The following is a 14,578-nucleotide window of genomic DNA, read 5'->3' on the forward strand; positions in this document are numbered from 1 at the left end:
GTTTCGCCATAGACGCTGGCGAAAATTTTCTCTCCCGGCCCATGTGCCGACAGATTTATAAAGCCGCGGACGCCGATGTTGCGCGCAGCTCTTCGATTGCCTTTTTATAATCCTTCTGTTTAAACAGCGCGGAACCGGATACCAGCACATTGGCGCCGGCGCCGATCACTTCCTTCGCGGTATTCCTGTCGATTCCGCCGTCCACCTCTATATCCATATGCAGGGAGCCGTCCAATATTTTCTGTTTCAGCGAGGAGATTTTCGGCAGCATATCCCGCATAAAGGATTGTCCGCCGAAGCCCGGCTCCACCGTCATGATGAGCGCCATGTCAAGCATCGGCAGGAAGCCGTAAATTTCCTCCACCGGCGTGCCCGGCTTAACCGAAAGGCCCGCTTTTTTGCCCAACGCATGGATTTGGCCGATGGTCTCCCGCACGTCGTCTGCAGCTTCGTAGTGGATGGTGATGATATCCGCACCGGCTTTCGCAAACGCGCCGATATATTGCAGAGGATACTTGATCATCAAATGGACATCAAACAAGAGATCGGTTTTGGAGCGCAGGGATTTAACGACATCCGGGCCGAAGGTGATGTTCGGCACAAAATGCCCGTCCATAACATCGATGTGCAGCATATCCGCTCCGGCAAGCTGCACCGCAGTGATTTCCTGTTCCAGATTGGCGAAATCCGCCGCCAGCATGGATGGTGAAATTTTGATCAATTTGTATACCCCTTTTTGTCACATAAGCATAGTTTTACTAGTTTATTTTAACCCAAGAACATAAACTCGTCAACACGTTATTAAAAATAAGTTGTTAACGTTCACTTTAAATATTTCCCGCTCTGATTTCGGCCCAAATGCACCGTTTCCGGCCGTATTTTCGACGCGGCGGACGACATGGTTCCGCGCTGCCACCGTCTGCGCCGAACCTATATACCCGGCTTACAAACTCCTGCTTCATTATCGTCCTTTACAGCATATGTTTTATCCCATCTTCCTGCTGTTTCATTCAACGCTTCTCTGCTTCCCGTTCTATTTCTCTGGACAGTTTTACCCTTTCCAGTCTTGGTTTCTGCAAAATAGAACAGCAGCACAGATGACATATCATCCGTACTGCTGTTCTATGGCAAGAAGCATACCGCATCGGCCAATGGCCTTTTGCATACAGCAGGGCTATTCATGGACAATCTGTCACCCCTTGTATCAAGCATGCATCTTATCGTCACCCTCTATCCTATGCGGCAGATCGGCCATCCGGCACCTGGAGCCTGTACCGATGCACTCGTAAAACACGCGTTTCCGATGCAGAATACGCTGTTCTGTATTTCAGGCCATCTTATTTCCTGCCGAATCAATAAATAAAAATATTATGCGTTTTTCTGCGTCTCCTCCTGTTCCGATTGTCCCCAGTGCCATGCAGCCCGCTCCATGGAGAAAGCACGCCCCGCCAAGCTTCAGAATCAACCGCAGATATCGTTGTAATGGATATGAGAACAACATCGATTGTCATTTTGCGCTGCTCCTTTCTTGAAGTCAAAGCATGACACTTTCGCTGGCTCAACCTCTGATTTCCAACAAAAAATCCCGGCCAGTCAAAAGACCGGCCGGGATTTTTCCATGATATTTAGTTTCCGTTTAAGATGTTCAGTTTGATGCGCAGCAGGTCAAAGATGTTGAGCTTTCCGTTTTCATCCATATCTGCCGCCTTAAAGTTTGGCGTGTCGAGTTCCGAAGCTGTAAGGATGGTCTGTTTAAGCACCATCAGGTCCATGACACCCTTCCGGCCATCTCCATCAACATCGCCCGGTACCACGACCGTCAGGACGTCGGTTCCCACGGTGACGATGCATCCGGTGCCAACCAAGTGCCCGGCTTCCAGCGCATTGCCGTCTTTGTCGGTAATGCTTATCGGTGCGGTGGTGCCAAACAGCTCCGCAAATTCGTCTGCTGTGGTGGCTTCCGGCGCGTTTGTAATGACTTTGTCTTTAATGTTAAGTCCCGTCTCGTAGCTGTTATCGTATGCAAACGGGATCGCTTCTCCGTTCACTTTAAACTCTGTGAAGGTCGCCGGCGCGCCCAGCGCGTCGGAATTCGGAGCGCCGCCGGTTCCGCAGTAGAGACCGATTCGAAGGTCATCGACATTCAGGCTGTCATTGGTTTGGATGCTGTCAATGACCGTCCAGCTTTCGTTGTCGTAGCTGAAAGAACCGGTCAGCTTGTTGCCGGTCTTCTCGAGCTTGAGATACACATCCTGATCCGGCTGCTCATCTCTGACCCATTTTTCAACGCCGTTCGGCGTCTCGTTGAGGGTGGCAATGACCTTGCCGCCCATGCTGTTGTGATATCTTCTGAAAACGGTGAACAGCGCGTCGACATTGTCCGCCGCCAAAACGACCAGGCCGGCCGAGTCTGCGTGTTTCTGCGGTGAGAAATGGAGCTTGGTGGTCATAGTGAAGTCGCTGCCCGGCGCTTCCCTCAGGAACAGGTTGCGGGTGGTAAGGCCCGAGCCCCAGGCATCGCCTTCCTGCGGCCAGATGGTCACGTTATCCGTTCCGTTGATCTGATAAGCGCCTTTGAATTCGTTGCGGATACGCCAATCCGATCCGAGAATGTATGCCTTCTTCACCACGTTGACTACACAGGATGCTGTGACATCCTGATTGAGACCTGTGGTTGCTGTAATGGTGACAACGCCTTCTTTGCCGTGCGCCGTGACGACGCCCGCGTTGACAGATGCGATGCTCTCATCACTGGAACTCCAGGTAATGGCTGAGATATCGACATCGCTTGGGTTGAGCGTTGCGGTGATGGTCGCGCTGCTTTCCACTTCCATGTTCAGTTCTGTGGCGCTCAGGATGATTTCATCCGCCTGGCTCGGCGCCCTGTCGACGATTTTAACGCCGAAGCCGCCGGCCTTGGCACAGGGGATTTCGAGGACGTCTTCATTGGTAACCTTGACAATGCTGGTATCGATGGCTCTGGCATCCGCGCCATCCTTGTAGATAAATGCATAGTGGTCGCCTTCGCCCAGGAAGCTCAGGTCCACGGCTGCCGTTCTGGCGTCCACGGTTGTGCCGCCGACATACCAGGTTTCTCCGCCGCGGCGCGCAACGGTGAAGTACTTGCCCGGATATCCTTCCAGAACAACCGAATCGTCCCACGCAGCCGGGATATCTTTGAAGAAATCGTACGCCGTGCTTTCCTGATACTTCGCAGGTTTGTCCGCCGGACACGGAATGCCCGATTCAAAGGTGACGAGAGATGCGAGGGACGCGGTGTCGGTGACGTTCGGGTTGTAATAAAGCGGGGTGAAGTCCATCGGTCCGACTGCGTTTCTGGTGAACGGCAGCGTGTTATAATGCTGTGCGTTCGGCGGTCTGCGGTGTACCGGATGCTGATACTCGCCGCCGAATACGCCTTCGCGCGCCAAAATGTGCGGCCAGGTTCTTCTTTCGCCGGTCGGCAGGTTGGAGCCGTGGAAATTGACAACCATTTTGTTTTCAGCTGTAATCTTCATCAGATCCTCATACAGCTGAATCTGGCTCTGGGTGTCGCCGTCGAAGAAGTCGATCTTCAAGCCGGAGATGCCCGCTTTGGCCAGTCTTGGAATCAGGTTCTGCTGCTTCTCCGCAGTGTTCAGCATATTTTTGTGCAGCCATGCCAGCAGCTTGACGCCCTTTTCCTGTGCATAGCTGTATACATCGTCATACCAGGACGGGAAATCAAAGCGGTCATAGTTGTTGCCGCCGATGTTCCAGCCGTCGTCCATCAGGATATAGGTCCAGCCCATCTCCGCTGAGAAATCGATGTAGCGTTTGTAGGTTTCGCCGCTATTGACCGGGTCTCCGTTCAGCCAGGTCCAGCTGGTAAGGCCGGCTTCGATCCAGGAGGTATCCTCAATCACACACGGATCGCTCAGGTTTTCAAAGATCTGGGTGTTTGCAATCTTTTCCGGGGTATCCAGCACCATTACGCGCCACGGCGAAGTAAATGGAGCGGATGTGCTCGGTTTGCCATTCTGCTGCGCGGCGAAAGCAGCCTTCAATTCGTCGCTGCCGTTTGCCTTGACCATCAGACCGGTGTACTGGGAGGTGTGTTTCGCTTCCGAAATCATCACCCATGCGTCGTCCGGGGTTTTGTACAGGAAGGTCATACCGTAGTTGCCGTTCAGCGCGGAGACATATTTCTGATCATACACCGCTTCGTAGCAGTTGCTCGAATACGGCTGGGCATAGGCAAAAGAACCTGCCGGCAGGCTGAAGGTGGTATCCTCATCGTTGAAGACAATTCTCTGTCCATCCTCCGCGATGATCTGATACTGGATGGCCACGCCGTCGTCATAGGCCCGCGCAGCGATGTTAAACTGTACGCCATCCTTTTCAAACTGGAAGGTGGTCTCGTTTGCCTTGTTGACAAAGGTGGACTGCTTGCCGGAGAGCATCTCATAGGTCTCATCGATCACCTTATCTTCACGTCCCACATAGGTAAGGCCGGTCGAGAAATCGCCAATGCTGGTGTCAAGGCCGGTTTTGGACGGATACATGGCGATCTTTCCATCGGCAATGATCATATATTCGACGCCGCCGTCCGCATTTTGCATAAACAGAAGGCTGTTCTTTGCGTCCGGGGAGGATACCGCCCATCCGTTTTCGGAAACGCCGGTTCCAACCACAATGGTTACGGACGCTTTTTCCACCAGGCCGTCCAGCTGGGCTGTCGCCGTAATCTGTACCATGCCGTCGCTTATACCGGTGATGATGCCATTCTGATCGACCGAAGCGATTTTTTCATCGCTGGTGGAATAGGTCAAACTGCCCTCCTTTGCAAAATCGATGACCTCACCGCTTTTGCGTTTTGCCACGGCGTTTGCGCTGGTCTGTTCCGCAACCGCGATGACAGAGCTGTCGACCGTCATTTCCACCCTGGAAAGCTGCTGCAAAACCGCCGGGTCAATTTTGACCATCGCGTCGCACCAGTCCACCCAGTCCTGGCTGTTGCCGTTGCCGCCGTCCGTACCGACAAGACGCAGCTTCTTGTATCCGGAAAGGTCGATCTCCCCTGTACTGTGTATGCCGTCGTTTGCCTTTAAAACACCCGATTCGTGCAGAAGCTCATTGTCGCCATAGACTCTGAACTGCACCGAACCCATGGTGTTGGCGGCTGTGCCTCCGTTATACGCATTTACGCCATAGCTGGATTGGAACGCGACAATGCCTTCCTTTTCGATGTCGTAAACCACCTCCGAATATGCGTGGCTGCCAACACCATGGGTAAACGTCCGATTGGTTCCAGCTTCCGCGTCGCGCAGTGTCAAGGTTTCGCCGGTAACGGTCTTCCCCTTTTGCGTCGGATAGCCGCTCCAGCCGGACTGTTCGCTTGTCCAATCAATCTGGTCAATATACCTCCATTGATCCGTATCCTCAGCGGAAGCCACAAAATTCATGGCCGGCACTGCGGATACAACCATTGCGGCCGCCAAAACATTGGCCAGCAGTTTTTTCAGTTTTTTCTTCATTTTCATACCACCTTTTTTCATTTTTTGTCTTTTAGTGATGCTGCAAGGAATAAGGTTTTAACAGAACTTATTTTATTATATCATGCTGTTCATTGATATTCCATGTAATATTCTACGCATTTACATGTAAATATCTACGATTTTTAACATATTAACTATTCTCTTCAAAAATAAATACCAAAAATTCTTTTCGTTAACTTTGCGTTAAATGTAAGTTATCCGTTGAGCGGACGGCGTATACCGCTCCAAAAAGGAATGACGCCGTTTTTTCCTCAAAAGGCACAGTACAACACATCCGCCCATCCCACGCAGCCGCTAAAGCGGTTCTGTATGATATCCGTTCAGCCGCAGAGAAACAATTCGAATGGCCATTCGCTTCTCGAATGCCTGAAACGAAAGCTGACAAGGATACCTTCAGCAGCGCAGCTGGAAGGTTTAACATAAAATAGACCTCAAGCGGCTATAGCCGCTTGAGGTTCATCAATATCAGGGTTTATTATCCTTTGAGGATGTCGAGCTTCAGCTGTACCAGATCGAAGATGTTGATGACGCCGTCCGCATGGCGGTCCGCCGCCATCACGTTTGCGTCAGCCAGCTCGATTCTGCCAAGGATGCCGCTCTTCATGGTCAGCAGATCCATCACGCCGACTTTGCCGTCTGAGTCGACATCGCCCGGTACGACGACCATCAGCACATCGGTTCCGACGGTGACGATGCATCCTGTTCCGACAAGCGCATCGTCAGCCAGTTCATTGCCGTCCTTGTCGGTGACGCTCATCGGTGCGGTGGTGTCGAACATCGCCTTGTACGCTTCCGCCGAAGTTTCGGCAGGCGCGTCGGTGATCACCTTGTCGGTGATGTTCAGTTCGGTTTCGTAGCTGTTGGCATACGCAAACGGAACAGCTTCGCCGTTGACCTTGAACTCTGTAAAGGTCGCCGGCTCACCAAGCTGAGCAGAAGACGCGTCTCCGCCGCTTGCGGCAAACAATCCGACCTTGACACTGCTCACATCCAGGCTGCTGTTGGTCTGCGCCTGTTCGACAACCGTCCAGTTCACATTGTCATAGCTGTAAGAGCCGGTCAGCCGGCTGCCAGCCTTTTCAAGCTTCAGGTAAACATCCTGCTCTGGATGCTTTTCAACGGACTTCTGTTCGGAGGATCCCGGATTCTTATTGAGCGTTCCGATGACCTTGCCGCCCAATCCGGAATGGTGCCTTCTCAGGACGGTGAACAGCGCATCGTCTCCGGCATATACGATCAGGCCGGCTGACTGATAATTCTGAGCCGGCGCGAAGTGCAGCTTGGTTGTGACAACAAAATCACCGGCGCCCGGGTCTGTCAGGAAGATGTTTCTGGCATCCCTGCTCGAGCCGTACATATCGCCGCCCTGCGTCCAGATTGTGACGCTGTCACCGCCGAAGGTGAACGCATTCGCGTCTTTCCGGATGATGGACCAGTTGTCATACAGGACGATCGATTTCTTCACAACGTTCACCCTGCATTCCGCCGTGACATCCTGATGGAGACCGGTCGCCGCGGTGATGGTGACGGTGCCTTCCGCGTGCGCGGTGATAACGCCCTTGTCGACCGTTGCTATGCTGTCATCGCTGGATATCCAGCTGACCTTGGAAATATCTGTACCGGAGGGACTCAGCTTCGCGGTGACGGCCTGGCTGGAATCGACTTCCATGGTCAATTCGCTGTCGCTCAGTATGATCTCCCCGGCCTGCGTGGGAACGCCTTTGATCAGCTCGATGCCAAATCCGCCCGCTCCCAGGCAGTCGATATGCAGGACATCTTCACTGGTCACCTGCCTGGTATCCGCAAGAATCGTGCGGTTGGATGAACCATCCCGGTAGATGAACGCGTAATAGGCGCCCCCGCCCAGGAAGCTCAGGTCGACCGCCGCGGTCCTCTTGTTGACGGTGGTGCCGCCGACATACCAGCTCTCGCCGCTGCGGCGCGCCACGGTGTAATACTCGCCCGGATTTGCTTCCAGCACGGTGGAGTCGTCCCAGACTGCGGGGATGTTCCGGAAGAAGTCAAGCGCGGCGCTGTTTTTATATTCCGCCGGCTTGCCCGCCAGACACGGAATGCCCGATTCATAGGTGATTGCGGTCGCAAGGTGTCCCGCATCGGAGATCACGCCGTCCGAGTAGAGCGGTGTGAAATCCATCGGGCCCACCGCGTTTCTTGTAAACGGCAGGATGTTGTAATGAACGGCGTCCGGCCTTTTGTTCTCCGCGCCAAACACGCCTTCACGGTTTAAGATGTGCGGCCAGGTTCTTCTCTCTCCCGTGGGCAGGTTGCAGCCGTGGAAGTTGACGACCAGCTGATATTCGGCCGTAAGCTCCGTTAAGGCTTCATACAGCTTGAGCTGGTCCTGCGTCTCGCCGTCAAAGAAGTCGATCTTCAGGCCCGCGATGCCCGCTTCCTTCATCATCGGAATCAGCCGCTGCCGTTTTTCTTCGGTGTTGAACGCGTTCTTGTGGAACCACGCGAGCAGCTTGATGCCCTTTTCCTCCGCATAGGCATGGAGCTCTTCGTACCAATCCGGGAAGGCGAAGCGGTCATAATCCCTGCCGCCGATGTTCCAGCCCTCGTCCATCAATACATAGGTCCAGCCCATCTCCACGGCGGAATCGACATACCGCTTGTAGGTTTCGAGATCGTCGCACCGGTCGCCGTTGAGCCAGGTCCAGTTGGTGACGCCCGGTTCGATCCAGGAGGTGTCCTCCAGTCTGCACGGATCGCTGAGGTTTTCAAAGATCTGCGTGTTGGCGATCTGTTCCGGGGTGCTCAGGACCATCACCCTCCAGGGCGAGTTGAACGGGGCGGTCGTCGCGGGTGTATCCGGTGCAACGAACGCCGTTTGAAGCTCGTCGCTTCCGTCCGCTTCCAGCAGAACGCCGATGTATTCGCCGGTGTGCTTTGCCTCGCCGAGCATCACCCAGATGTCGTCCGGCGTCTGATATAAGAAACTCCAGCCATAGTTGCCATTCAGTTCGGAGACATATGCCATCCGGTAATAGTTCTCGTAGCAGTTGGTTATGTAAGCCTGCGAATAGGTATAGGAACCCGCCGGAAGATCGTAGGTGGTGTCTTCGCCGCTGATAACAAGCGCCTGCCCGTCTTCGCCGATGATCTCATACTGGAACGCCACGCCGTCGTCGTAGGCGCGCACAATGATGTTGAACCGCACGCCGTCCTTTTCAAATTTCAGCTTTGATTCGCTTGCCCGGTTGATAAAGGTGGACTGCTTGCCCGAAATCACATCGTAGGTCTCGTCGATTTCCCGGTCCTCGCGTCCCACATAGGTGAGGCCCGCCGAGAAGTCGCCAAGGCTGGTATCCAATCCGGTCTTCGAAGCGTCCACGGCGAGTTTGCCATTCGCAGCGGCCATGTAGCGGACACTGCCGTCCTCGCCCTGCGTGAAGATGATGCTGTTCGACCTGTTCGGAGAGATGACCGACCACGATTCTTCGGAGGAACCCGTTCCGACCAGAATCATGATAACACCTTCCCGCACAACGCCGTCCAGTTCAGCTACCGCTTTGATCCTGGCGATTCCGTCCCCCACACCGGAAACATGTCCGTTTTCATCCACAGTGGCTACCGCTTCATTGTCCGAGGAGAAGCGCAGGCTGTCCAGCTCTGAAAGGCCGGCCTCCTCTCCGCTCACGCGTTTTACAGAGACGGAGACTTGCGCCTGTTCGCCAATCTGAATGGCGCTGTTATCGATGTTCATATCCACTTTTGAGATTCTGTTCAAAACATTCTCGTCGATCTCAACCTTTGCATCCGCCCATTCGGCCCAGTCCGCACCTGCACTGTTGGCGACCAGGCGGAGCGTCTGATAGCCGGTCAGGTCGATGACGCCGGTGTTCTGGATGCCGTCTGCTCCGCTGATATAATCGGACTCAAACAGAAGCTCGCCGTCCCCGTAAACCTGGAACTGCGTGTGTCCGCCGGCTCCGACAGCGGTGTCGATGCCAAAGCTTGCCGAAAAGGACACCATCGCGTTTTCGATGATGTCATAGGTCACTTCGGAAGGGGTGAGAACAAACAGCCCATGCTCATACTCTCTCTTCTCCCCCGTTTCCAAATCCAGCAGGGACAGCGGCTGTCCAAACAGGTTCCTGTTTTTGAAAACCTCTCCGTTTGTCCAGCTGCTTTTTGCACTCTCCCACTCCAGTTCGTCCAGATATCTCCAGTTATCCGAATTCTGGGCCAGCGCGGAAAAGCTTATGGCCGGAACAGTCGAAAGGATCATGACCACTGCAAGAATATTGGCCATCCATTTTTTCAGCTTGTTTTTCACTACACACAACAACCTTTCTTTTTTATTTGCTGGCTTGAGATATAAAAATGAGCATTCTTATGCGAACACTGCATTTGATATCGCTTGCCGCATTCCCATTATATAATGATTTATTCATCTTTTCCATGCAATTTTCTACTTATTTTATAGTAAAATTCTATGATTTTAAATTTTATATATAAAAATTCAATATTTATTATCCAAAGCAGCATTTAATATGTATATTAAAATGACCAAAGTATAAAGTATTTCACTCTTTGAGCAAAATACTTTATACCTGGCCCATCATCATACCTTTGATTTTGGATTTTCACTCTGTCTCAAAGAGGGTGGTATTCCGTCCATTCTCCAGCCGGCACTTCATGTCTGAAGTCTCCTGCTGCTCTTTCGTAATGCAGCTGCCAAAGCAGATATATACTCCAATCGTTTTTAGGTTCATTTCTTTTATTGTCATTTTGCTCTGCTCCCTTTTTGAAGGCAAAGCATCATACTTTCACTGGTTTAGCCTCTGACTTCCAACAAAAAACATCAGTAAACTGGTGTTTTGCACAGTTCTAGAGGGCCCCTATGACCGGCCTAGTCCCCTTCAAGGGGCATCGAATATAATCAGCACGGCAACCCGTAAACGGGTGGAATTCATTTCCCGCAAGGATGGATATCTACGCATATTGCTGTTTATTATGCTTTAGCGGAGAAACAAAAAACCCCGGCCAGTCAAAAGACCGGCCGGGGTTTTCCATGATATTTAGTCTCCGTTTAAGATGCTCAGTTTGATGCGCAGCAGGTCAAAGATGTTGAGCTTGCCGTTTTCATCCATATCTGCCGCCTTAAAGTTTGGCGTGTCGAGTTCCGAAGCTGTAAGGATGGTCTGTTTAAGCACAATCAGGTCCATGACACCCTTCCGGCCATCTCCATCGACATCGCCCGGTACCACGACCGTCAGGACGTCGGTTCCCACGGTGACGATGCATCCGGTGCCAACCAAGTGCCCGGCTTCCAGCGCATTGCCGTCCTTGTCGGTGATGCTTATCGGTGCTGTGGTGCCAAACAGCTCCGCAAATTCGTCTGCTGTGGTGGCTTCCGGCGCGTTTGTAATGACCTTGTCTTTAATGTTAAGTCCAGTCTCGTAGCTGTTCGCATACGCAAACGGGACTGCTTCGCCATTCACCTTGAACTCCGTAAAGGTCGCGGGCTGATACAATGTATCGGAATTTGGCGCACCGCCCTGGCTGGTAAACACACCAATCCTGAGATTCTCAACGTTCAGGCTGTCATTGACCTGTGTTCCTTCAACAACTGTCCAATTTTCATTGTCATAGCTGTAAGAACCGGTCAGCTGGTTTCCAACCTTCTCAAGCTTGAGATACACATCCTGGTCCGGCTGCGCTTCCCTGCTGGATTTCTCAGTGCCATTCGGCGTTTCATTGAGGGTAGCCACTACCTTGCCGCCAAGGCCGTCATGGAGCCTTCTGGCCACAAAGAAGAGCGCGTCTACATTATCAGCCGCGTAAACAACCAGGCCGGCTGTTTCCGGATGTGTCTTCGGCGCAAAATGCACTTTTGTGGTCATAACGAAATCGGTGGCCGGCGCTGCTAGGTGGAATACGTTGCGGGTGGTAAATCCTGAGCCCCACGCATCGCCGCTCTGCGGCCAAATGGTCAAGCTGTCCGTACCATTGATCTGATACGCCGTCTTAAACTCATTTCTGATGCTCCAATCAGAGGTAAGAAGGTATCCTTTCTTTGTAACGGTAACGACACAAGACGCGGATACATCCTGATTCAGTCCCGTTGCCGCCGTGATGGTTGCGGTACCTTCTTTTAACGCCGTGACCGTTCCGCCGTTTACTGCAGCAACGCTTTCGTCGCTGGAAGTCCAGACAATGTCGCTGATGTCCACATCGGACGGATTCAAGGCTGCTGTGATGGTTGCCTGGGATTCCACTTCCATGGTCAGTTCATTTTTGCTCAAAATAATTTCCTCAGCCTGCGTCGGCGCGCGGTCAAGAATCTTGATGCCGAATCCACCTGCCTTGGCACAGGGGATTTCGAGGATATCTTCACAGCTTACCTGTTTGATTTCCGAGTTGATGGTTCTCATATCCGCTCCATCGGTATAGATGAACGCATAATAATTGCCTTCGCCCAGGAAGCTCAGATCAACGGTCGCCGTTCTCGCATTGGTTGCGGTACCCGCCACATACCAGACACCGCCGCCTCTGCGAGCCACTGTGTAATACTCCGCCGGGTCCGCTTCCAGAACAACGGAATCATCCCAAGCTGCCGGAAGATCTTTAAAGAATTCTTTCGCTGCGCTGTTCAGGTATTTATCCGGCTTATCTGCAAGACACGGGATACCGCATTCAAATGTGACGGCAGAAGCCATGGAAGCCGTATCCGTTACGTTTGGATTGTAGTAAAGCGGGGTAAAGTCCATCGGCCCGGTTGCATTTCTGGTGAACGGCAGGGTGTTGTAATGGTCGATGTGGGGCGGTCTGTTGTGCACCCAATACTGGTACTCGCCGCCGAACACGCCTTCACGAGCCAGGACGTGCGGCCAGGTCCTTCTTTCGCCGGTCGGCAGGTTGGAACCGTGGAAGTTGACGACCAGCTTATTTTCCGCTGTGATCTTCATCAGATCCTCATACAGCTGAATCTGATCCTGCTTATCTCCGTCAAAGAAGTCGATCTTCAATCCTGAAATACCGATATTGGCCAGCAAGGGAATCAGATATTCCTGTCTCTCTTTGGTATTGACCATGTTCTTATGCATCCAGGCCAGCAGCTTGATGCCCTTCTCCTGTGCATGTGCATATACTTCATCATACCAGTCAGGAACTGCAAAACGATTGAAATCATTGCCGCCAATGTTCCAGCCGTCATCCATCAGAACATAGGTCCAGCCCATTTCGGCCGCAAAATCTATGTAACGGATGTAGGTGTCGCCACTATTGCAGGGATCTCCGTTCAGCCATGTCCAAGCGGTAACGCCCGGCTCAATCCAGGAGGTATCTTCGATTACGCTCGGATCACTCAGGTTTTCAAAAATCTGGGTATTGGCAATATCCTCCGGCGTATCCAAAACAACAACTCTCCAAGGAGAGGTGAACGGGGCGGTTGTTTCCGGTTTGCCTCTCTGGCTGACGGAAAATGCTGCCTGCAACTCATTCGCATTGTTTGCTTTGAGCATCATGCCTGTATACTGGGAGGTGTGATTCGCTTCCGCAATCATGCCCCATGCACCGTCCGGCGTCTTGTAGAGGAAGTCCGCCGCATAGTTGCCGCTCAGCTGCGAAACGATTTTTTTGTCATACTCTGTTTCAAACCCGCCATCGGTTTTTTGTGCATACGCGAAGGAACCTTCCGGCGTGTTGAAGGTTGTATCCTCATCGTTGAAGATCAGTTTCTGTCCATCTTCTCCGATAATCTGATAGCGGAATGCAACGCCGTCATCATAAGCACGCGCGATGATGTTAAACTGGATTCCATCCTTTGTAAACTTCAAAGTGGATTCGTTTGCCTGATTGACAAAGGTGGACTGCTTACCGGAAAGCATCTCGTATTCTTCGTCAATCACCTTGTCTTCACGTCCCGCGAATGCAAGGCCGGCGGAGAAATCACCCAGGCTGGTTTTCATACCGGTTTTAGAAAGGTTCATGGCAATCTTGCCGTCCGCGATTACCAGGTAATCCACTCCGCCTTCTTTATTCTGCATCAGGATGATGTTATTGGTTTTGCTTGGAGAAGTGACCGCCCATGAGCCTTCAGACTCCCCGCTGCCAACCAGAATGGTCTGTGTGTCTTCCCTGACAACATTGCCAAGCTCCGCTTTTACTGTAATTTCGGCAATACCATTGCCAACACCGGTAATCACGCCGTTGTCGTCAACAGCCGCGATCTTTTCATCGTTGGAGCTGTACGTCAAACTGCCTTCTTTTGCAAAATCGACGATCTCTCCATTGACACGCTTCGCCACAGCAGCCGCCTGGACTGTTTCGCCGATGTCAATCATCTTGTCATCCAAATTCAGGCTGACACTCGAAAGTCTCAGCGGGACATCCGGGTCAACCGTGACTCTGGCGTCACACCACTCGACCCAGTCGGCACTGTTTCCATCTCCGCCATCGTTTCCTACCAGTCTCAGCTGCTTGTACCCAGTCAGATCGATTTTTCCCGTATAATGGATTCCATTCGATACCTTTAAAACGTCAGACTTGAACAGCAGGGTGTTGTCTCCATAAACCTCGAACTGCACGGTTCCTCTGTCAAGTCCGCCGTCATCGCTGTTGACGTCCATGCCAAAGTAAGACTCAAACGAAGAAATGCAGTTTTCTTCAATATCATACACGATTTCAGAATAGGCATGTCCGCCAACGCCATGTTCAAAGGTCCTGTTTTCGCCTGTCTCTGCATCTCGCAACGTCAATGTTCCGCCCGTTATGGTTTTGTTTTTCTGTGTGGGATGTCCGCTCCAGCCGGACTGCTCACTTGTCCAGTCAAGTTCGTCGAGATATCTCCACTGATCGGTATCCTCAGCGGAAGCCATGAAATTCATAGCCGGCACCGTGGATACAACCATTGCAGCCGCCAAAATATTGGCCAGCCATTTTTTCAATGTTGTTTTCACTTTCATACCACCTTTTCAATTTTTTAAACACTTGCAAAGAACAAGATTTTATTAAGGGATTATTTATATTATATCATTTTTTCTTTCTATGTCCATGTAATATTCTACATATTC

The 14,578-nt window shown here is 52.0% G+C and carries 4 protein-coding genes; all 4 read right to left on the bottom strand.

Translation table 11 applies throughout. The annotated features are described in order from the left end of the window. Nucleotides 1-55 precede the first annotated feature (55 nt). The 4 genes from rpe to BN348_RS10105 all read right to left on the bottom strand — a co-directional run bounded on the left by rpe (nucleotide 56) and on the right by BN348_RS10105 (nucleotide 14,464). Entirely contained in the window at nucleotides 56-721 is a 666-nt protein-coding gene (rpe, locus tag BN348_RS10090; protein WP_040197822.1) for a ribulose-phosphate 3-epimerase, read from the bottom strand. Between the two features lie 904 nt (nucleotides 722-1,625). Continuing rightward, nucleotides 1,626-5,516 (bottom strand): glycoside hydrolase family 97 N-terminal domain-containing protein, encoded by a 3,891-nt coding sequence (locus BN348_RS10095; RefSeq protein WP_040197823.1) that lies wholly within the window; start codon nucleotides 5,514-5,516, stop codon nucleotides 1,626-1,628. A gap of 496 nt (nucleotides 5,517-6,012) precedes the next feature. Continuing rightward, on the bottom strand, nucleotides 6,013-9,837 hold the full coding sequence (locus BN348_RS10100; protein ID WP_040197824.1) for a glycoside hydrolase family 97 N-terminal domain-containing protein: 3,825 nt from the start codon (nucleotides 9,835-9,837) through the stop codon (nucleotides 6,013-6,015). A 745-nt stretch (nucleotides 9,838-10,582) separates the two neighbouring features. Further along, entirely contained in the window at nucleotides 10,583-14,464 is a 3,882-nt protein-coding gene (locus tag BN348_RS10105) for a glycoside hydrolase family 97 N-terminal domain-containing protein (RefSeq protein WP_197068334.1), read from the bottom strand. Nucleotides 14,465-14,578 lie beyond the last annotated feature (114 nt).

The organism is Candidatus Soleaferrea massiliensis AP7 (genome assembly GCF_000820765.1).
Classification (GTDB): Bacteria; Bacillota; Clostridia; order Oscillospirales; family Ruminococcaceae; genus Soleaferrea; species Soleaferrea massiliensis.

Excerpts from the sequence above, each read along its gene's own strand:
- BN348_RS10095 (WP_040197823.1), bottom strand. The coding sequence starts at position 5,516 with ATGAAGAAAAAACTGAAAAAACTGCTGGCCAATGTTTTGGCGGCCGCA.